Source organism: Methylobacterium fujisawaense (assembly GCF_014138435.1).
Lineage (GTDB): Bacteria > Pseudomonadota > Alphaproteobacteria > Rhizobiales > Beijerinckiaceae > Methylobacterium > Methylobacterium fujisawaense.
Genome location: NZ_JACJIM010000001.1, coordinates 827,165 through 846,957, shown reverse-complemented (window position 1 = coordinate 846,957; position 19,793 = coordinate 827,165). Strand labels below are relative to the sequence as shown.

Sequence of the window (19,793 nt, the reverse complement as noted above, 5' to 3'; positions counted from 1 at the left end):
ACACCCCCTTTGACAGAGAGCGCTCCGAGGCGGTGTCCGCCGCGGTGAGGAGAGAGCCATGAACCGACACTCGACCAGCGCGTCCTTCCTGCCGATCGGTGCGGCCCGCGCCGGTGGGACGGGCCCCTGGCGCAGCCTGCCGTTCTCGTCCGAGACGGAGGCGCAGGTCTCCATCCTGACGATTGCCCGGCAGAACTGGCGGTCGATCTTGGTCTTCGCCACCATCGGCCTGGTCTGCGCCGGATTCTACGTCGCGACCGCGCCCGCGATCTTCACGGCCCGGACGCGCATCTACATCGAGAGCCGCACCAGCCCGGTGACGGCCCGCGACACGCCCAATGCCGGGGCCCCGCTCGAGATCGCCGAGGTGGAGAGCCAGGTCGAGTACATACGCTCGGAGAAGATCGCGCTGGCCGCCGTGCGCCGGCTCGGCCTCCCCCCCCTGCAGGACCTCGCGGTGCCCTCGCACCCGCTGGTGGCGAAGATCCGTGAGGTCGTGAAGGCCCTCAAGGCGCTCCCCCATCGATTGATCGGCACCGAACCGCCGGTCCGGGAGACTGCCCCCGTGAGCCCGGAACTGAGCCAGGCACGGACCCTCCGGGAGAACGTGGAGGCCAACCGCATCGGCGCGGCCTACGTCATCGAGGTCGGGTACAGCGCCGACAACCCGACCACCGCCGCCGCCGTCGCGAACGCGGTGGCCGAGGCCTATGTCAGCACCGAGCTGGAAAACCGGGCCCAGATCTGGAAGGTCGCCGGCGAGTGGATGCTGCCGCGGCTGAAGGAACTCCAGCAGCGCGCCAGCCAGGCCTCGCGCGAGGCCCAGACCTACAAGGCCGAGCACACCATCATCGACCTGGGCAAGCGCGGCCTCGTGGGCGAGCAGCAGGTGGAGGAGCTCAACACCGCCGTGGCCGCGGCCCGCGCCAAGACCATGGATGCCCGGGCGGTGCGCGACCAGATCCGCGGGCTCCTCGATTCGGACATCGCCGATCCCGGGATCACCGAGGCCTTCAAGGATAGCGTGATCATCCAGCTGCGCCGGCAATATGTCGACCTCGTGCAGCGCGCCGACGACCTGAAGCGCCGGCTCGGCCCCGACCACGAGGCGGTCCAGGCGATCCAGCGGGACATTCAGGCGGCCAAGCAGTCGCTGCGCACCGAACTCGAGCGCCTCGCCATGTCCCTGGACCACGATTACGAGGTCGCCAAGGCACGTGAGGACAGCATGACGGCGGCCTTCGACGCCCTGATCTCGAAGACGCTGATCATGAGCAATGCCCGGGTCAAGGCGAAAGAACTCGACCGCACCGCCGAGACCTACGACCAGATCTACACGAACCTGCTCCAGCGCTACATCGACGCCGTCAACCAGCAATCCTATCCGCAGCCCTCTGCCCACGTGATCACGCCGGCGACCGTGCCGGAGGCTCCGAGCGCGCCCCGCGGCAGCCTGATCCTGCTCCTCGGCCTCTTCGTCGGCACCGGGTTCGGGGTGAGCGGCGCCTTCGCGCGGCACTGGTTCGACCGGACGATCCGCTCGCCCCGGCAGCTCACCGGCCACGGCCTGACCTGCCTCGCCGCTCTCCCCGAGCTGCGGCGCGAGCCGGGCTTCCGGGCCGCCCTGGCGCTGGCTCAGGCCCATGCCAGCGAGGCGCAGCGCCCGGCCAATGTCGAAGCGTTCAAGGCGAGCGCGGTGCGGTTCATGCCCCAATCGGTCTTCGTCGAGCGCCTGCACAGCCTGAAGGCCCATGTGCTGGGCAGCGATCGCCGCGGTGCGGTCTTCGCGATCGGCGTCACCTCGGTGGGGTCCGGCGCGGGCAAGACCCTGTTCGCGAGCAATTTCGGCCAGCTCCTCGCCCGCGTCCGGTCGAGCGCCGGGCGGGTGCTGGTGATCGACGCGGACGTCAGGCGGGCGACGCTCTCGCAGATCAACCGGGCCACGGACCAGCGCGGCCTGCTCGATGTGCTCGCCGGCCGCTGCTGCGCCACGGAGGCGGTCCGGCCCCAGCCCGGGGAAGTCCGCCTGCTCGCCTGCGGGAACCGCCACCCGAACGACCCCCATTTCAGCGACCTGATGACCCCGGAGGGCGTCGCGTCCGTCGTCGGGGACGAGCGCACCACCCTCGACCGCGTCGTCGTCGATCTGCCGCCGGTGGACGAATTGCCCACGCTTCAGCCGCTCCTCGACAGCCTCGACGGTCTGATCATCGTGGTGGAGGCGGGGCGGACGAGCATCGACGAGGTCGCCGCCGCCGTCCACGATCTCGAGTCGAGCGGCAGCACCGTCCTGGGCATCGTGCTCAACAAGACGAGCGACGGGACGACGGTCCGGCGGGGCGGCCTCAGGAGCGCGCTCCGGCGCTGGGCCACGGCCCCGCGGCGGCCCCACGACGCAACCCAGGCGGCTCTGTGATCGACCCGCTCAGCCGGGGCATCGGCCGGACCTCGGCCTTCGGGCCGGGCGCGGCCACCGCGCCCCCGGCGGTCGCGAACCCGAAGACCGTGCCCGGCCGTCGGGTCGCCTTCTTCGGCCACGATCTGGCCGAGCCGACGGTCCGGAAGCGGGTCGATGCCATCCGGGAAGCCGGCTGGTCCGTGGTCGTCTACGCCTTCGAGCGGGCCCGACCCGGCGGCGCAGCCACGCCCCGGGAGGCGGACGACACCGTCCCGCTCGGCCGGACCGTCGACCGGAACTACGCAAGCCGGCTGCCGCGCCTCGCCCTCGGCATCCTCCGCGCCCTGCGCCGCGGGCCCGACCTGCGCGCGGCGGACGTGATCTACGTGCGCAACCTCGACATGGCCCTCGTGGCCTGGACCTCATCACGCCTCGCCGGAAGCCGCGCGCGCCTCGTCTACGAGGTGCTCGACATCCAGCGGCTGATGGTCCGGCCGGACGCCCCGGGGTGGATCGCCCGCACGGTCGAGCGCTGGCTCCTCCGCCGCAGCGCCCTCCTCGTCGTGAGCGCACCGGACTTCATCGACCGGTACTTCCGGCCCGTCCAAGGCTTCACCGGCGCGTGGCATCTGCTGGAGAACAAGGTCATGGGCCATCGCCTCGGCGAGGTGGCGGACCGGCTCGATCGCACCCGCGCGGCTGAGCCGCCCTGGGTGATCGGCTGGTTCGGGACGCTGCGCTGCCGCAGGAGCCTGACGCTTCTCGCCGCCATTGCCGACGCCCTTGGCGACTCGGTGCGGATCGTCCTGGCCGGGCGTCTCTCCGAGGAGGACATAGCCCCGCACATGCTGGCCGAAACCCTGGACGGCCGTGCGAACATGGCGTTCCGCGGTCCTTACGCCAATCCCCGCGATCTCCCCGAGATCTACAGTGGGATCCACTTCAGCTGGGCCGTCGATTACCTCGACGACGGACTGAATTCGGACTGGCTGCTGCCGAACCGGCTCTACGAGGGCGGCCTGTGCGGGGCGCTGACGCTCGCGCGCGCCTCGACCGCCACCGGGCGCTACGCGGTCGCCGAAGGGCTCGGCTGGGCCTTCCCCGAGCCGCTCGCGGATTCCGTGACGGCGTTCCTGCGGACGCTGACGCCCGCCGTCTACGCGCAGCGACACGCCCGCCTGCTCGCCTGCGACCTCGCCACGTTCGTCGATGTCGGCGGCATGCGCGATCTCCTGGTCCGGGTGGACTGAACAGGCCTCTTCAGAGCAGTCCGGGCATCGCAATTCCGGCGCGCAGGCGCGGGCTGATTCGCCCGCCGCGCCGGGCGGCACGCCCAGCCGCGCCGCGGATCCGGATGCCCTGCCATTCGGTACCGCAGCGTACCCATGAAATCAGTACTCGACTCAAAACAGCCCCAACAAACACCCACATATGTTGCATTTTAGCCTCATCATTTGACACCGGATCGCATTGGGGCGAATACTTGCAATCGAATACCTGAAGCGCATTCGGATCATCGAAATCGGTTCGAAAGCCAAGCCAAACGCCTTAGCAATAAGCGGAGGCAAGCAAAGCAAAGTTTGATCATTCAGAAAATCGATGAACGATGGACTACATTCGCAAAGATCTTGAGACCGATCGCTGCCCGACGACAAACGACCTTGCGAATGCACATCTCGATCAGTTCAAGAACCGGCTATCAAACAAATCACCCTGTACGTACGTAGTGAGCGATGATTGTATTTAGAGAAGAAATTTAGGCAGTTAATTTCATACAGGGTATTTACAGGCGATTTTACGAAAGTTAGCATTGTATCCGTGGTCATCGGCCATCGCCCCAGACGACCGGAGCGACCGCGTATCTCAGTGTCACGCCGTCGGCGGGCTCATTGGGTACTCACGTCATCGCTGACAATGGACTTCCTTCGAAAGGAGGTAATTTCTCATGGCCAGTCTTGGTACTCGAGACGCGCTCATCATCGTTGAGCGGGACACGGCCGAGAGCCGCGGCGGCTTTTCGGGTGCACATGCCGGTGACAACCCGGCCGTCGTCGAGCAACGGGACCAGTCCCGGGGCCGCTCCAGCCGCATCGTGATCATCGATCGACGCCAGCTCGTCGGCCGATGCCTCGCCGCCTCGCTCAGCGAGGCCGACCGGGAGACTTCGTTCGAAGTCTTCGCGGACATCGAATCGTGGAAGCGTCAGACGCCCTTCGTTCCGGCGAGCGTGGTCGTCCTCTGTCGGCCGGACGGCAATCTGTCCGAGACCGAGTGGGCCGAGATCACCCGGGAGCTGACCTTCCTGCAGGGCGAGGCCGGCACGCCGCCGGTGGCGGTCATCTCGGACGGCGAGCACCTCGAGCAGATCGTGCGGATCATCAAGCTCGGGGTCAAAGGCTACATTCCGACGACGACCTCCGTCGACATCGCCCTGCAGGCCCTCCAGCTCGTGCAGGCCGGCGGCGTCTACATCCCGGCCGAGTGCCTCCTGCCCCTGCTGGCCAACATCAAGGTGGACGAGCCGGTCGAGGCCGGCGACGATGAGATCTTCTCGCCGCGGCAGCTCTGCGTGGCGCGGGCGCTGCGGAAGGGCACGCCGAACAAGATCATCGCGTATGAACTGAACATGTGCGAGAGCACCGTGAAGGTTCATGTCCGCAATATCATGAAGAAGCTCAAGGCCAAGAACCGGACGGAAGTCGCCTATCTGACGAACAAGTACTTCCTCCGGGAGGATTCGAGCCTGGCGAGCGTGAAGGCCCCCGCGGCCTGATCGCTCCCGGCGCCCCTCCCGCGGTCGCAGGGTGACCCCGGCGAGACCGCGATCCGGCGGCGCCAAGCGGGGCTTCACGGACTCCTCTCCGGTCGACGGCTTGATCGGCCCGGGAGGGGCCTCGTCAGCCTCGCCGCCGCTTGATGCATCGGGCTCCTGAAGCGGACGGATCGCCCGCGCCGCCCCGGCGGGCGCGATCATCGGCGCAGATCCCGGCTCGCGCGGCGACGGGCCCCATCGCGGGCGAAGTCGAGATCGCTTCCCTGCCGGCCGCCCCGCTCCGTCGCGGGCAGTTCGCGCAGCGTGTCGCCCGCCCCGTCGGGCATGCGGGCGCCGGGCCGCACCGGAACTGGCCGCTTCGGCCGCTGGCGGGCCGCTGCCCGTCCAGGCATCGCGCACCCGGCCGCCGACCGCCGCCACCCGCATTCAGGGCCACGCCCGCCTCGCGCTTGGCGGCGCCCCGCAGCGCGGCGCCGGACGCGTCCCCCCGCCCCAGCCTGGGAGCCTGGGAGCCTGGGAGGCGCCGGCACGTCCGCGCAGGGCTCGACATCCCCCGTCCTTCGATCCGCACCCGTGCTGCCCCGACATCACCGTCCGGACATCGCGGGTGTCAGACGGCTACGCCCTTCGGCCTAGATCGAGCCATCCTTCGGCGATCCGGCGAAGATTGCGCACAGGCATCACCCGAATTGCCAAAGACGGCTGCTCTTTTCTGACCGCTTCATCTCAGGGCGCACGCGGCTAAGATGCGCGCATCGGGCTATAGCAGAGAACTCCCGAAAGAGTTCCGACCGAGGAGAATCCTGTTGGCGGCGCGTTTCTACTTCGAGATCGCAAATGCCGAGGAGACGATCCGCGACTTGGTCGGCGTCGAGGCCGCGGGCCTCGAGGAAGCCCTGATCGAGGCCCGCAGCGTGATCGCCGAGATGGCCGAGGAGATCACCGGAGGCGGCCGGGAACCGCTCTGGACCCTGCTCGTGCGCAACGAGGCCGGCTGGCTGGTCGGCCGGTTGCCCATCCGGAAGTGACGGCACTGGCCGCACCCGCCGCCTCCCAGGCGCGCTGTTAAGATATCGTTAACGGATCGTCTTGAGGATCGGGCCAGCCCTCGCACCGTGGCAGCCATGGCCGGAATGCCCCACTCCTCGACCGACCCGCGCGCCGCCCTGCAGGCTGATGCCATGGCCGCCCAGATGGCGCTGGCCGCCGACGCCCTGCAGTTGCGCGGCGATATCGAGACGGCCGAATCGCTTCGCGCCATGGCGCGGCACAACCGGATCCTCGGACTCAAGCTGCGGGTCGAGCACGGTCTCGCGCCGCTCCCGAGCCGCGACCGCGCCCGGCGTCAGGACAGCGCGACCCGCTGACGGTTCCGCCCGGAGCGACGCGGCACGTCCGGTTCCGCTCCCGTCGAGACAGGGCGTCCCGGGCACAGGCCCCCGCGCCCGCACCGGCGCCGATTGCGCGCCGCGCCTCCACGGCCGGCGCCTGTCCCGTCATGCGACGGGCCCGGCCCTGACCGATGCCCCCGGGGCGGCCGATCCGCCGATCCGGCCATGCGGCGACCGTGCCGCTCGGCGTCGGCGGATGCGGGCTCTCCACGCGCGGTCGCCCGCCTCGCGCCCGATCCGGCCGAAGCGGCACGCCGTGTCTTGGACAGTCCCCCCGCGGGCCAGCTCCGCCGGAAAGCGGTTCCGGGACGGTCGCGGTCCGAACGGGATGCGTGAAAGGCGCCATCCCATTGAAAAAATTCGACATGGCTGGCGTCGAATTGAGAATGTGATAGAGTAGCAGTTCAGCTTGCGACAGGAAATTCAGTCGTCGTGCCGGCGCCAGAAGCGGAAAATTCGGATATCAGCACAACCCTGGCGCTGGACATGGTCGGACGCGCCTATTTGGCCCTCGCCCTGCTCTATGAGACGGCTCATCCTGGCGAGTTCGGCGATGTTCAGCAGAAGATCCGCTCGTTCGTCGAAGATAATTTCCGCATCATTCAAGAAACTAGCCGCAACGGAAGCCTGACAACCGGGACGGTCGATGACGCCGTTCAACTTGTGAACAGTGTCCTCGTTGAGGTTGAAAACAAGATTGCCACGATGATCCGGCCGACACGACATGTGCGCGGCTAGGCATAGACTTGACATAGGCTTGACATAGACTTGCGCTGAGCTTGTCCATTCCGCGACTGTTGCAGTCGAGCCATGGGCCTCCGCTAAATCGCCGTGCCGCACGCTGTGTCGAGAATTGCAAATGGCCTCAATATCGACAGATATAATTGAGCATGTTACCCGGAGAAAAGGGCAGCAATAGAATATCAATCACGATGATATGTAGCGATGATTGTGATCGAGGCGCACGCAGTGCGGATGTCGCGCTCGAGGTCCTGATCCGGGCCTATCACGCTCTTGCGGTCGTCTACGAGCTGTCCAGCCCCGGTGCCTACGTGGCGCTCCATGGCAAGATGATGCCCTACCTGCTGGACAGCTTCCACCAGGGCACGAAGCGGGACGCCGTCGATCCGAATCTGGACGCGGCGTTCTCGACCGCCCTCGAACGGGTCCGCTGCGCGCTGGACGACGTCTGCTTCGACGTGGCGGCCGTGCGCACCCGCAAGGCGGAGCGCGACCGCTGATCCGCCAGGCAGGCTCGGCCGGAGCCTGGGATCAGCGCACGGGCTCGAGGCGGCGCTCGGGCCCGAGGAGCAGGCGCGGCCGGATCTCCCGGTCCGGCGCAGCCGCGGGCATCAGGCGCGCGAGCTTGGCCGCAAGAGTCACCGACAGGATGTGCCGCCACGCCATGGGCGTGCCGAGCAGTTCCCTCACGGCCGCCGCGTAGCCCTGGGCGCGTCGCCGGTCGAGAACGCGCCGGTGTTGCCAGCGCTTGGCCGTCGCGGTCCGGTGAGCCCGGAGCGCCGCCCGGGCATCCGGGGTGAGACCCGGCCGGTCCAGCATGGCGTCGTCGAAGGCCAGGATCGCCGCGAGATCGTCCGTCCGGTGCTGGGCGCTCAGCGAGTTCGCCCGTTCGACCGCCACATAGCCGCAGGGCGCCGTCACGGCGAACACCGCCCCGGCCGCCAGCGCCTCCACGTAGAGGGCGTAATCCTCCCCGAGGCGCAGGCGCACGTCGTAGCGCAGCCCCTGCCGCTCCAGGAATCCCCGCCGCATGACCGGCTTCAGGAAGCCGAGTTCGCGCCGGTACGCGCCGGGACGGGGGATGTTGCCGGCCACGAAGGTCGCGAGGGTGAGCCGCTGCGGCCGCCCGGGCCCGGTCACGAGGCCGGCGGCGGAGCCCGCCTCGCGGCCGCGGACCATGATGATGTCGTCGGCGATCAGGTCCCAGGTCCGGGGCGCGGACAGGAGCCGGCCGAGCCGGCCGTCGATGAAGTGGTCGTCGGCGTCGAGGATGCAGAGCAGCGGGGCGGTCGCGGCCGCGATGGCCCGGTTGCGGGCGGCCGCGGGTCCGACATTGACGGACAGCCGGATCAGCTTCAGGCGGCCCGAACCGTCGTCGGCCGCCGCGGCGGCCCCGCCGGTCCGGTCCGCGGAGGCATCGTCCACCACGATGACCTCCGCGACCTCCGGCTGCCGGAGCGCCGAGGCGATGGCGGTCGCGATCGTGTCCGCGGCGTCCCGGGCCGCGATGATGACGCAGACCTCCGGGACGGGGGACGGGGCCTGTAATCTGCGCACCGGACGACTCCGCGACTCACGGGCCGGTCCGCGCCGCGGCCGGTCCGCCGCACGGTAGGACGGCTCCGCCGCGGGGCGCGAGATCGTCCGAAAGGAGAGGGAGCGCCCCGGCCCGGATCGTCCGAATGATCACCGGTCCGCGGCGCCCCCGTCGCTACGATCCGCACCGCCGCGATCGGGCGGCGAAGATAAGGACGCGCGCATGACGATCTGGTCCGGCCCGGTCCGCCGCCTCTGCGTGGCGGCGACGCTCCTCCTGCAGGCCCATCCCGGCAGCGCCGGCGAGACCGCCGCTCCGCCGGCCGGCGCCCCGGCCGAACAGGGCGGCGGATCCTTCGTCGAGACCTTCAACACCTTGAGCGACCGCCGCTGGTACATCTCGGACGGCTGGGCCAACGGCGACTGGCAGGGCTGCATGTGGTCGAAGCAGCGCGTCCGGATCGCCAAGCCCGGCGAACTGACGCTGGCCCTGGCGAACATCGCCTACAAGGAGCGCCCGTTCAGCTGCGCCGAGATCCAGACCCACGAGCGCTACGGCTACGGCACCTACGAGGTCCGGATGCGGCCCGGCGCCGGGTCCGGCATGGTCTCGGCGTTCTTCACCTACAACGGCCCCGAGAACGGCGACCGGCGCACGAACGACGAGATCGACTTCGAGTTCCTCGGCAAGGACACCGGCAAGGTCCAGCTCAACTACTTCGTCGGCGGCGTCGGCGGCCACGACAGCTTCGACCCGCTCGGATTCGACGCCGCGACCGCCACCGCCGACTACGCCCTCGAGTGGCTGCCCGACCGCCTGCGCTGGTACGTCAACGGACGCCTGCTGCGCGAGGTGCGCGCCGCGCCCGACCGGCCGCTCCCGTCGCATCCGGGCAAGATCATGCTCAGCGTCTGGTCGGGACAGGGCCAGGATTTCGCGTCCTGGCTCGGGCCGACGGTCTATCCGGGACGGCCGGTCATCGCGCTGTTCGAGCGGGTGGCGTTCACCCGGATGGGCGATCCGTGCGGCTTCAAGGAATCGATCGTCTGCCGGTAGCGGCCCCCGTCGGTCGGCCGCGCCCCGGACACCGGACGGGGCGGAATCTTAACGTCTCCGCATCACGCTCAGCCCGCGAATGTGCCCGGAGCTGCGCGATGCATTGGTCGAGCCTCGTCATCGCCGCCTACGCCGCCGGATTCGTGGAGTTCTGGCGCCTCTGCATCGAGGCACCCACCGCCGAGGACGATGCGGCCTGACGTGCCCGCGTCGCCGCGGTGGCCCGGGCCGGCCCCGGGGGCGTCACCGCGGATTGGCGATGGGCCGCAGCAGCGCGCCGAGCAGAAAGGCCAGCTGGCCGCAGATCAGCAGCGCCGTACCGCGGCGCAGACACGCACCTGCGCTCAGGTTGTAGACGCAGAGGCCGTAGCCGACCTCCGCCGCCACGATCGGAACGAAGACCAGCAGCCGCCAGACCGAACCGAAGCGTCCGAGCATCACACCCAGCAGGGCGTTGAGCATCATGCCCTTCATCGGCGCATTCCACGGTGTGCGCGGCGATTGGGACGCGGCCGCCAGGCCATGGCCCTAGCGGCTGCCGCGCTGGCTCAACACGGCCGGCACCGTCTTGAGCAGGATGCCGAGGTCGCGGGCGAGGCTCCACTGGCTGGCATAGGCGCAATCCAGGGCGACGCGCTCGGCGTAGCCCGTGTCGCTGCGCCCGGAGACCTGCCACAGGCCGGTCAGCCCCGGCGGAACCGAGAAGCAGGTGATGAAGTCGGCGCCGTAGCGGACGACCTCCGCCTGCACGATCGGCCGCGGACCGACGAGGCTCATCTCTCCGCACAGCACGTTCCAGAGCTGCGGCAGCTCGTCGAGGGAGGTCTTGCGCAGGACCTGGCCCAGCGCCGTCACGCGGGGGTCGTGCGTGAGCTTGTAGGACGCCTCCCACTCGGCCCGGGCCTCGGGATGCTCGGCGAAGTGCCGCGTCAGAACCGTGTCGCTGTCCGGCACCATGGACCGGAACTTCAGGCAGCCGAAGGGGCGCCCGTACCGGCCGAGGCGCTTGTGGCGGAAGATCGGCGACCGGCCGTCGCTCCCCCAGATCAGCAGGGCGATGAACAGCAGGAGCGGCAGCAGCAGGAGCAGGGCCGTCAGGGCGATGGTGGCGTCGAGGATGCGCTTCGTCACCCAGCTCGCCCTGAGGCCCGGGCCGGCCTGCACCGTCGCCGGCAACGTCTTGACCAAGGCCTCGTTGATCGTCTCGACCACATCCTGCGGCGTCGACGACTCGATCGGCGTCGGGGTCCCGGCCGGGCGCAACATGTCGGCTCCTTGACTCGAAGCGAGACGGGGTCCGAACCTGCGGAGCGGCGTGCGCGCCCGGCCGGTCCGGCCCGCGTCGCCGCAGCCGGCTTCGACGGCTGTCAGCCGGTCCGAAGGGGCGTCGATCGCAGGCGGAACCCTTGCGCCGACTCTGGGCCGGCGAGAGGTTCGGCAACAAGACGGCCGCCGATCCATCAATGGAGGTAAATCGTTGCTGGTGGTGCTGGTCTTCGCTGCGCTGATAGGAGGAGCGATCGGCTTCACACTGGTCCTGCCGAAGGGGATCCTGGTCGCGCTGCTGGCCGCCCAGGCTGCGGCGGCCGTTTCCGTCGGCCTCGTCGCCCTCCTCGCCCGGCGCCGCTGAGCGGCAAGACCGCTTTCGGGGAGCCCCGCTCCCCCGATCGAGGTAGGGACCTCCGGCTCTCAGCCCGGTCTATGGCGGCGTGTCCGGCCCTTCCGGACGCGAACGAAGCCGCACGGGCGAGATCGGCACTCAGGTCTGCCCCGGCGCGGCGCGGACGATCACCGGACGAGGCGCGCCGTGGCCCCTCCAGAGCGCCGCATCATCGGGTTCGACGGCCTCCGGGCCGTGGCGTTCCTGATGGTGTTCATCAGCCACAAGGCGTCGAGCCCGAGGACCGAAGCCCTCGGCACAGCCGGGGTGTGGCTGTTCTTCGTCCTGAGCGGCTTCCTGATCGTCCGCATCCTCGACGCCGCCCGCGCGGCGGTGGAGGCCGGCACGGCGACGCCGCTCGGCAGCCTCGGACTGTTCTACCGGAACCGGATCGCCCGCATCGTGCCGGTCTACTACGTCTTCCTGTTCGTGCTCTACACGGTCCGGCCCGGCGACCCGTCCAGTCTCGGCACCGCCGCGTTCAAGGGCGCGACGTGGTTCTACGTCACGAACGTCTACATCGCGCAGAACGGCTGGGGGACCGAACTCGGCCACCTCTGGAGCCTCGCCGTCGAGCAGCAATTCTACCTGCTGTTCGCGCCGGCGGCGCTGTTCCTGCCGCGGCGGCACCTCGGCACGCTGTGCGGGATCCTGATCGGGGTCAGCGTCGTGACGCACGGCGCCCTGTGGCTGTCGGGCGCCGGGCCGACGCGCTTCGATGTCGATACGCTGGCCAATCTCGGGCTGATCGCGCTGGGCGGCCTCGCCGGTCTGCGCACCAAGCCGCTTCCGGCCTGGCTCGCCCACGACGCCGCCCTGGCCGGCGTGGCGATCCTGTTCCTGACCCTGCCGCTCGTGGTCGCGCCGACCGGCTGGTGGCTGATCCTCGGCCGCCTCAGCGGCGTCCTGGCGGCGCTGCTCCTGCTGCAGGTGGTTCAGGTGCGGGACGGCCGCGCGGTCGCCCTGCTGGAGATCCCGTGGCTGCGCCGGATCGGCGTGATCAGCTACGCCGCCTACCTGTTCCACGTTCCGCTCCACGCGGAACGGGTGCTCGCGCCAATCGGCCTCGACGTCGCCGGCCCGCGCCCGGTCTCGATGGCGCTGGACCTGATCCTCACGCTGTTGCTGGCGGAATTGTCGTGGCGGCTCCTCGAGGCGCCGGCCCGCCGGCTCCTGCGGGCGCCACCCCGGCGGGTCGGCTCGTCTGCGCTGATCGGCCCGTAGCCGCGTCCCGCGGCGGCAGCGGCCGGGCCGGTTTGCGGATGCCCGCGGGCGGGCCCTGTCTAGCTCTTGATCGGCAACCGGCCGACCTCGGCACCGGTGGCGTCGCGCACGACGAGCGTCCACCTGCCGTCCGAGCCTGCGGCACCCAGATCGCCTGCCACTTCGTCGATCACGCTGCGGGCCTCCGCCAGCGCCTCGGCCAGGTCTTCGGCTTCCACGCCCTGCGCGTCGCGGATCGTTTCCTTGCCGTTCTCGATATCGAAATAGAAGCGACTGGGCACCCATCTCCTCCCTGAATGCTGCCCTCGGGAGGGCCCCCTCGGATACTACCTACGTAGTTCGCCCGTGCCCGACAATGCTCAGTAGGAGACATAAACCTTAACAAACACCAAAACTGTTTTCGCCAGTCGCGTTGCAATAATGTCGAGATTCCATCCAAATAATCCATTATAGGTATCGCCGATCACCCTTCCGGCCGCGTCGGCCATGGCGACGCGCGGTGACGGGCCTCAGCGGCGTTCGACATGACAGCCTCCGGCGATTCGAGCCTCAAGAAGGATCCTTCCGCCTCCGCGGAGCGAAAGCAGAAATTGCGCGCCCATGTCCGGTCGATCCTGACGCAGGGCCTCACCCCGCAGGAGCCGCGTCCCGGCGGCGAATCGAAGCCCGGGTCGCGCTGAGCGCCCCCCGCCACCGGAGCCATCCGCCGCAAGAGGAAGGGCTGCCGGCGGCCCTACGCCCTTTGAGCGTCGTGCGCGCCGATCACTTCGGGCTCATGTCGAGGGCGGCCCGGGAGGCCGCGCCCGTCGGGCCAGGAAACGCGATGGCGGATCAACTCTTGTCCGATGCCCGGGGCACGTCCGTGGATGTCTCGTTCATCATGGCCGCGCACGATGCGGCGCCCTGGATCGAGATGGCCGTTCGCTCCGCCCTCGCCCAGACCGGCGTCGCCGTGGAGGTCGTGGCGGTCGATGACGGCTCGCGGGACGGGACCGGGACCGTGCTGGCGCGCTTGGCGGAGGCCGATCGGCGCGTCCGCGTGATCTCCCTCGCCGGGGCCGGGCCGGGATCGCCCCGGGGCCCGTCGAGCGCCCGGAACGCGGCCCTGGACGCCGCCCGGGGCCGCTGGATCGCGATCCTCGACGCCGACGACTTGATCCTGCCAGATCGCTCCCGGTCGCTGCTCGACCTTGCCCTGGCGGCGGATGCCGACATCGTCGCCGACAACCCGATCCCGTTCACGGACGTGTTCGATCCCCGGGGACCGGGGATGATGGAGGGCGGCCGGGAGCCGTACCTGTTCGAGATCGATCTCGCCAAGTACATCGCCTGCAATCAACTTCTCAGGCCAGGGACCAAGCTCGGCTACCTCAAGCCCATGATCCGGGCCGAGACCCTCAACCGGCACAAGATCCGGTACGACGAAGGCGTCCGGATCGGCGAGGACTTCCTGCTGTGCCTCGAGGCCCTCGCGGCGGGCGCGCGGTTCGTGGTCACCAGCGACGCGGGCTACGGCTATCGGCGCGGCCCGACCTCCCTGTCCCACCGGCTGCGCCAAGCCGACATTGCGCGCCTGGAGGCGGCCTTCGCGGCCCGGGCGGAGCACGGCCGCCTCGCGGAGGCCCGGGCGCGGTCCGCTGAGATCCGCCACGGCAGCCGCGCCTACCGCGACGGCCTCGCGATGATGCGCATGATGGCCCAGGTCATCGAGGCCGCCCAGGCCGGCCTGTGGATCCAGGGCGCCGCCCTGGCGCTCCGGCATCCCCGGATGTGGCAATCCCTGGCCGCGACGCTGCTGGAAGCGGCGGGCAAGCGCCTGCGGCCGAGGCTACACGCCCTCCCGATCGGACAGAGGTGAGACGATGCGCCTGTGCATCTGTATCTGCACCTGCGAGCGGCCCGTCGGGCTCGCGCGCCTTCTCAAGGCGCTGGACCAGCAGCGGCTCGGCAACCTCGCCGAGACCGCCCTGCGCATCCTGATCATCGACAACGGGCGCAGCCGCGCCGCCGTGCCGGTCGTAGAGGCCTACCGGGCGACCGGCCGTTTCCCGGTCACCTATGCCCGGGAGGAGACCCGCGGCCTCGCCGCGGTCCGCAACCGGAGCCTCGCGGAGGCCTCCGCGGCCGGCGCGGACTGGGTCGCGCTGATCGACGACGACGAGTTCCCCGACCGGGACTGGCTCCACAACCTGCTCGAGACCGCCCTCGGAACGGGGGCCGCGGCCTGCATCGGGCCGGTCGTGCCGTTCTTCGACCGGGTGCCGCCCACCTGGGCGGCGGCGGGGGGCTTCTTCGCCAAGCGCCTGCCGGTCCGCGACGGCTTCGTGCAGGACGGCTACACCGCCAACGCGCTCCTGGACCTGCGGGTGATCCGGGCGCTGGGCCTGTCCTTCGACATGCGCTTCAACACCCTGGGCGGCGAGGACACCTTCTTCTTCCGGTCCCTGCTGCAGGCCGGGCACCGGATCGCCTGGGCCGAGACGGCTTTGGTCTACGACAGCATCCCGACGCACCGGATGCGGGTGCGCTGGCTGCTGGCCCGCTGGTACCGCAGCGGCAACGTCGAGGCCTATCTCGGCCGGCTCCGCCCGGAGACGGTGACCGGCCGCCTCGCCAATGCGGGCCGCGGCCTCGCGCGCCTCGGCGGTGGTCTGCTGCGGCTCGGGATCGCCGGCCTGTCCCTCAGGCCGGAGACCCTGATCGGCGGCGGCTACACGCTGTGCCGGGGGGCCGGCCTGCTCGCGGCGGTCATCGGCCTGAGCTACCGGGAATATCACCCGTCGCGCTACCGGTAGCGTCTCCTAGCGTCTCCTAGCGGGTCGCGAACGCGATGCTGAGCGCCGCCTTGGCCACGAGGCCCGGGCTTGCCAGGGCGTCGCGGTACTGGCGGTAGCGCCGGTCGAGGGCGTTCTGGACGACGACATCCGCCGTGACCCGGTCGGTGACCGCATAGGTGGCGAAGAGGTCCACCAGCCCGTAGGCCTTGGTGGCCCGGTTCCGGGAACCCGCCGGGAGGTCGGTGCGCGCATCCACCAGGGTCAGGCGCGTCCCGACGGTGAGCCGGTCGGCGAGGAAGCGCAGGCCCAACGTCGTGCCGATCCGGTCCGGCGGCACCGTGAGCAGGCTCTCGCGGGTGGCGCGGTCGCGACCGTCGATATGGGTGGCGGCGAGCGACACGAAGCCCCGGCCCCAATCGTAGATGCCCTCCAGTTCCACGCCCGACAGGTCGGCCCGGGCGATGTTGCGGTACTGGTAGGAGCGCACCGGGATCACGCAGGGGAAGCGCCCGGGCCGGGCGGCGCAGGCCGAGGCCGGGATGCCGGGGATCGCCGGGACGAAGTAGGTCGGCCCGACCGCCTGCATGTCGATGAAGGCGTCGACCGCGGTGTCGAACACGGCGAGCTTGGCGCGCAGGGAATCCTCCGGCCCCATCACGGCGTCGGCGCGCAGGTTGACGCCGCCCTCGACGGTGCGGGCCACCTCCGGCCGCAGGGCCGGATTCGGCAGGATCGTGAAGGCCGGGAACGGGTGGAGGCCCTGCACCAGCGTCTCGGTGACGGTGGGCGCGCGATAGCCCTCGGCATAGGTGCCGTAGAGTTCGAGGCCGCCCAGCGGCGCAACGCCGATCGTGATCTTCGGCGAGACCCGCGCGCCGCCGGCGCGATAGGCCCCCCCGTCGAGCCGGTAGCTGTCGTGTCGGAGCGCGCCGACGATCCGCAGCCACGGCGCGGCTTGGATCTCGTCCTGCAGGAAGGCGCCGGCCAGGTCCCGCCGCCCCGACGGTGTGAAGGCTGCCCCGAAGCCGCCGGCCCGGTCGGTGGTCCGGACGCGATTCGCCACGCCGTCGCCGCCGAGCGTGAGCGCGTGCGCGACCGGACCGGTCTCGAACCGGGCGGTGTTGTGGGCGTCGAAGCCCAACGTCGCGATGTCGTAGGTCAGACGGTCGCCGGCCCGGGTGCCGAGCCGGCCGTAAACGCCCCGCGGCGAGTCCTGCAGGAAAGTCAGGGCGTCGTGCGTCGTGGTCGCGTAGCCGTCGAGGCTGAGATCGACGAGCGGCACGTCCGGCCGGGCGAAGCGGTAGCTGACGGTGTAGGTGTCGGCCTGCACGGCGTTGGCGAAGCGGGCCCCGCCGCCGGTGTCGCCGCCATTGACGAAGTCGAAGCGCTGGAGGAGCGCGGTGGCGTGGATCGCGTGTCCGTCCGCGGGCCGCAGGGTGAGCTTGGCGAGGCCCGCATTCAGGTCGCTGCCGGTATCGGGCACCGGCAGGCCGGCGCCGTCGCGATAGGGCGCGGTGTCGCGGAAGACGAACTGCCCGAACAGGTCCGCGGTGGTGCCGATGCGGGTGCCGAGCGCCGAGCTGTTCACGAAGCGCTGGCCGTTCGTGCCGAAGCCCTGCTTCTGCACGAAGCCGGCGGTCTCGTCGGGGGCCAGGATGTCGTCGATCGACCGGGTGCGGAACGCTGCGACGCCCCCGATGGCGCCCGAGCCGTAGATCGTCGCCGTGGGCCCGCGGGTGATGTCGACGCCGCCGACGAGTTCGGGATCCAGGTAGAACACGCCGTTGGCGCCGTGGCCCGAGACTTGGAAGTCCTGCCGCGCGCCGTCGACAAGGACGTTGACCCGGCCGAAATCCTGCAGGCCGCGGATGTTGATCGCCTGCGCGGGATCGGTCCGGTTCTCCTGGGTGGTCACGCCGGGCACGTCGCGCAGCACCTCGGACAGGCGTCCGGGCTGGAGCCGGTCGAGGGCCGCGCGCGGGACGACGCTCGTGCCCGCCAGGGCGTCGACGGCCGGAACGGCGGTCTTCGTCGCGGTGACCGACAGCGTATCGAGGCCGATCTCGGACTCGAGGCGCGCGGCCGGGCCGGACTCCTCCGCCCGGGCGCCCGGCAGAGTCGCCAGCGCAACGCCGAGGGCGACGAGCGCCCGGTGGAAAGCATAAGCCATGATGACGATCGCCCCCGCACAGTCGTTCCAAGAGCTGGCTGGCGGATGGCTGGCTTGCTGAAGCTTTTCTCGCCGATCGCGACGGCGATGCGCAACAGATTTTTCTGGGATGTCGGGCCGGCATGCCGAGAAGGCCGTCCTGGCGCCGGCCGGACGACGTCGAGGATCCACGAAATCCGGTCAGGTCGGTGTCCGGCCGGCCACATCCCGATGCGGCAGGAGGAAGGGCTGGTCGCCCTCGGGCACCCGGCCGACCGGCCAGCGAACGCCGAAGACCCGCGCGATCAGCTCGTCCGTCAGGACCTCGGCCGGTCGCCCGCGCGCGACCAGCCGGCCCCCGTCCAGAACCAGAAGCCGGTCGGCATAGGCCGCGGCGAGGTTGAGGTCGTGCAGGATCGCCACCACGGCGATGCCGGCCGCTGCCAGCCCGGCCGCCGCGTCGAGAAGCGCGCCCTGGTGGCGGAGGTCGAGACTCGCGGTCGGCTCGTCGAGGAACAGCACCTGCCGCGCCGCGACCGTGCGGCCGGCCTCCAGCTGGCAGAGCACGCGGGCGAATTGCACCCGCGCCTGCTCCCCGCCCGACAGGGTCGGATAGGCGCGCCCGGCGAGATGGGCCACGTCGGCCTGTTCGAGGGCCCGGGCCAGAATCGCGGCGCGGTCGCGGGCGCCGAGGCCCCGGCCGATGCCGTCGAGGCCGATCCGGACCACCTCGGCCGCCGCGAACGGGAAGGCGAGGCGCGCCGCCTGCGGCAGCACGGCCCGCATCGCTGCGAGCCGCCAGGGCGGGATCGTCTCAATTGCCGCGCCGGCATAGGCGACGGTGCCCCGGGTCGGGCGCAGGGCGCCGCTGAGCAGGCGGAGGAGGGTGGACTTGCCGGCCCCGTTCGGGCCGACGATCACCTGGAGGGTGCCGCCTTCCACCCCCAGGGAGACGTCGCGCACGAGGTCGCGCCCCGCCACCGTGACGGTCAGGTCGCGCGCCGTGAGCAGGGCCGGATCAGACATCGTCCGGCCGCACCCGGTCGAGGAGCAGCCACAGGAAGACCGGCGCCCCGACCAGCGCCGTGACGATCCCGATGGGCAGTTCGGCGGGCGCGGCGACGAGGCGCGCCACCACGTCGGCGAGGATCAGGAAGGCGCCGCCGAGGAGCGCCGAGGCCGGGAGCAGCAGCCGGTGCCCCGGGCCGATCAGCAGCCGCAGGGCGTGCGGCACCACGAGGCCGACGAAGCCGATCACCCCGGCCGCCGCCACGCTGGCGCCGACCGCGACCGCCACCAGCACGATGCAGGCGCGCTTCAGCCGCTCCACCGGGACGCCGAGATGGAACGCCTCGGCCTCGCCGAGGACCAGGGCGTTCAGGCCGCGGCCGAGGAACGGGACCGCGGCCAGCACCGGCAGGATCAGCGGCGCCGAGGCCGCGACCTTGGCCCAGGTGGCGCCCCCGAGGCTGCCGAGGGACCAGAAGGCGAGATCGCGCAATTGCCGGTCGTCGCTGACGAAGGTCAGCAGGCCGGTCAGCGCGCCGCTCAGCGCGCCGAGGGCGATCCCGGCGAGCAGCATCGTCGCCACGGCGGTGCGCCCGGACCGCGTGGCGAGGACGTACAGGATGAGGGTCGCGCCCAGGCCCCCGAGGAAGGCCCCGGCCGGCAGGACCGCGTAGGGCAGCGGCCCGGGCAGCCCGAGATGGGCGAGGATGCGGTCGCCGAGGACGATGATGAGCGCGGCGGCGAGCCCCGCCCCCGACGAGACCCCGACCAGAGCCGGGTCGGCCAGGGGATTGCGGAACAGTCCCTGCATCAGCGCGCCGGAGACCGCCAGCCCCGCCCCGACCATCAGCCCCAGCAGGGTGCGGGGCAGGCGGATGGAGAGGATCACGAGGGCGTCCCGGGCGCGCGCCGGATCGCTGCCGTCCCCCAGCAGGACCGCGAGGACCCGCTCCACCGGGATGCGGATCGCCCCGAGGCTCACGGAGAGCAGGGCGGCGGACACCACCAGGGCCGCCAGGATCCCCAGCACCCAGGGCGCCGTGGACCGCCGGCTCACGCGCGCCGCCCGCCGCCGCGCG

19 protein-coding genes are annotated in these 19,793 nt (G+C 70.8%); 12 read left to right on the top strand and 7 right to left on the bottom strand.

Features of this window, described 5'->3' with window-relative positions; all coding sequences use genetic code 11:
• Nucleotides 1-58 precede the first annotated feature (58 nt).
• From GGQ91_RS04100 to GGQ91_RS04070, 7 genes are all read left to right on the top strand, one after another.
• Nucleotides 59-2,416: a GumC family protein gene (locus tag GGQ91_RS04100; RefSeq protein ID WP_043355156.1), complete on the top strand. Its 2,358-nt coding sequence runs from the start codon at nucleotides 59-61 to the stop codon at nucleotides 2,414-2,416.
• Complete coding sequence (locus GGQ91_RS04095) at nucleotides 2,413-3,648, top strand: glycosyltransferase family protein (protein WP_182591419.1); 1,236 nt, start codon at nucleotides 2,413-2,415, stop codon at nucleotides 3,646-3,648. Before GGQ91_RS04100 ends, GGQ91_RS04095 begins: the two co-directional genes overlap by 4 nt.
• A 695-nt stretch (nucleotides 3,649-4,343) precedes the next feature.
• The gene (locus GGQ91_RS04090) at nucleotides 4,344-5,171 is read left to right on the top strand and encodes a LuxR C-terminal-related transcriptional regulator (RefSeq protein ID WP_043355160.1); all 828 of its coding nucleotides are present in this window, start codon (nucleotides 4,344-4,346) and stop codon (nucleotides 5,169-5,171) included.
• A gap of 806 nt (nucleotides 5,172-5,977) precedes the next feature.
• On the top strand, nucleotides 5,978-6,199 hold the full coding sequence (locus tag GGQ91_RS04085; protein ID WP_043355162.1) for a DUF6894 family protein: 222 nt from the start codon (nucleotides 5,978-5,980) through the stop codon (nucleotides 6,197-6,199).
• A gap of 96 nt (nucleotides 6,200-6,295) precedes the next feature.
• Nucleotides 6,296-6,538, top strand: a complete 243-nt coding sequence (locus GGQ91_RS04080) for a hypothetical protein (protein WP_043759834.1) — start codon at nucleotides 6,296-6,298, stop codon at nucleotides 6,536-6,538.
• Between the two features lie 456 nt (nucleotides 6,539-6,994).
• Nucleotides 6,995-7,300, top strand: a complete 306-nt coding sequence (locus tag GGQ91_RS04075) for a hypothetical protein (RefSeq protein WP_182591418.1) — start codon at nucleotides 6,995-6,997, stop codon at nucleotides 7,298-7,300.
• Between the two features lie 194 nt (nucleotides 7,301-7,494).
• Nucleotides 7,495-7,803, top strand: coding sequence for a hypothetical protein (locus tag GGQ91_RS04070; protein ID WP_246410540.1), 309 nt, complete (start codon nucleotides 7,495-7,497; stop codon nucleotides 7,801-7,803).
• Between the two features lie 31 nt (nucleotides 7,804-7,834).
• On the opposite strand, the gene GGQ91_RS04065 is transcribed toward GGQ91_RS04070, so the two are convergent.
• Nucleotides 7,835-8,860, bottom strand: coding sequence for a glycosyltransferase (locus tag GGQ91_RS04065; protein WP_182591416.1), 1,026 nt, complete (start codon nucleotides 8,858-8,860; stop codon nucleotides 7,835-7,837).
• 202 nt (nucleotides 8,861-9,062) lie between these two features.
• Between GGQ91_RS04065 and GGQ91_RS04060 the strand changes: the two genes are divergently transcribed.
• Nucleotides 9,063-9,896 (top strand): family 16 glycosylhydrolase, encoded by an 834-nt coding sequence (locus GGQ91_RS04060; protein WP_043379159.1) that lies wholly within the window; start codon nucleotides 9,063-9,065, stop codon nucleotides 9,894-9,896.
• A 243-nt stretch (nucleotides 9,897-10,139) separates the two neighbouring features.
• Here GGQ91_RS04060 and GGQ91_RS04055 read toward each other — a convergent pair whose 3' ends face one another.
• Together GGQ91_RS04055 and GGQ91_RS04050 are read right to left on the bottom strand one after the other, a co-directional pair.
• Nucleotides 10,140-10,370 (bottom strand): hypothetical protein, encoded by a 231-nt coding sequence (locus GGQ91_RS04055; RefSeq protein ID WP_182591414.1) that lies wholly within the window; start codon nucleotides 10,368-10,370, stop codon nucleotides 10,140-10,142.
• A gap of 54 nt (nucleotides 10,371-10,424) precedes the next feature.
• Nucleotides 10,425-11,162 carry a sugar transferase gene (locus GGQ91_RS04050; RefSeq protein ID WP_051045014.1) on the bottom strand — a complete coding sequence of 246 codons (738 nt, stop codon included), beginning with the start codon at nucleotides 11,160-11,162 and terminating at the stop codon, nucleotides 10,425-10,427.
• A gap of 211 nt (nucleotides 11,163-11,373) precedes the next feature.
• On the opposite strand from GGQ91_RS04050, the gene GGQ91_RS04045 reads away from it, so the two are divergent.
• On the top strand, nucleotides 11,374-11,526 hold the full coding sequence (locus GGQ91_RS04045) for a hypothetical protein (RefSeq protein ID WP_164706357.1): 153 nt from the start codon (nucleotides 11,374-11,376) through the stop codon (nucleotides 11,524-11,526).
• Nucleotides 11,527-11,703: 177 nt separating this feature from the next.
• Nucleotides 11,704-12,780 carry an acyltransferase family protein gene (locus GGQ91_RS04040; protein WP_043379157.1) on the top strand — a complete coding sequence of 359 codons (1,077 nt, stop codon included), beginning with the start codon at nucleotides 11,704-11,706 and terminating at the stop codon, nucleotides 12,778-12,780.
• A 59-nt stretch (nucleotides 12,781-12,839) separates the two neighbouring features.
• Here GGQ91_RS04040 and GGQ91_RS04035 read toward each other — a convergent pair whose 3' ends face one another.
• Nucleotides 12,840-13,061: a DUF6894 family protein gene (locus GGQ91_RS04035; protein WP_043355176.1), complete on the bottom strand. Its 222-nt coding sequence runs from the start codon at nucleotides 13,059-13,061 to the stop codon at nucleotides 12,840-12,842.
• A 542-nt stretch (nucleotides 13,062-13,603) separates the two neighbouring features.
• Between GGQ91_RS04035 and GGQ91_RS04030 the strand changes: the two genes are divergently transcribed.
• Together GGQ91_RS04030 and GGQ91_RS04025 are read left to right on the top strand one after the other, a co-directional pair.
• Nucleotides 13,604-14,638: a glycosyltransferase family 2 protein gene (locus tag GGQ91_RS04030; RefSeq protein ID WP_182591413.1), complete on the top strand. Its 1,035-nt coding sequence runs from the start codon at nucleotides 13,604-13,606 to the stop codon at nucleotides 14,636-14,638.
• Nucleotides 14,639-14,642: 4 nt separating this feature from the next.
• The gene (locus GGQ91_RS04025) at nucleotides 14,643-15,575 is read left to right on the top strand and encodes a glycosyltransferase family 2 protein (RefSeq protein ID WP_043355178.1); all 933 of its coding nucleotides are present in this window, start codon (nucleotides 14,643-14,645) and stop codon (nucleotides 15,573-15,575) included.
• 16 nt (nucleotides 15,576-15,591) lie between these two features.
• On the opposite strand, the gene GGQ91_RS04020 is transcribed toward GGQ91_RS04025, so the two are convergent.
• The 3 genes from GGQ91_RS04020 to GGQ91_RS04010 all read right to left on the bottom strand — a co-directional run bounded on the left by GGQ91_RS04020 (nucleotide 15,592) and on the right by GGQ91_RS04010 (nucleotide 19,771).
• On the bottom strand, nucleotides 15,592-17,727 hold the full coding sequence (locus GGQ91_RS04020; RefSeq protein ID WP_182591411.1) for a TonB-dependent hemoglobin/transferrin/lactoferrin family receptor: 2,136 nt from the start codon (nucleotides 17,725-17,727) through the stop codon (nucleotides 15,592-15,594).
• A gap of 180 nt (nucleotides 17,728-17,907) precedes the next feature.
• On the bottom strand, nucleotides 17,908-18,732 hold the full coding sequence (locus tag GGQ91_RS04015; RefSeq protein WP_182591409.1) for a heme ABC transporter ATP-binding protein: 825 nt from the start codon (nucleotides 18,730-18,732) through the stop codon (nucleotides 17,908-17,910).
• Nucleotides 18,725-19,771, bottom strand: coding sequence for an iron chelate uptake ABC transporter family permease subunit (locus GGQ91_RS04010; protein WP_182591407.1), 1,047 nt, complete (start codon nucleotides 19,769-19,771; stop codon nucleotides 18,725-18,727). Before GGQ91_RS04010 ends, GGQ91_RS04015 begins: the two co-directional genes overlap by 8 nt.
• Nucleotides 19,772-19,793 lie beyond the last annotated feature (22 nt).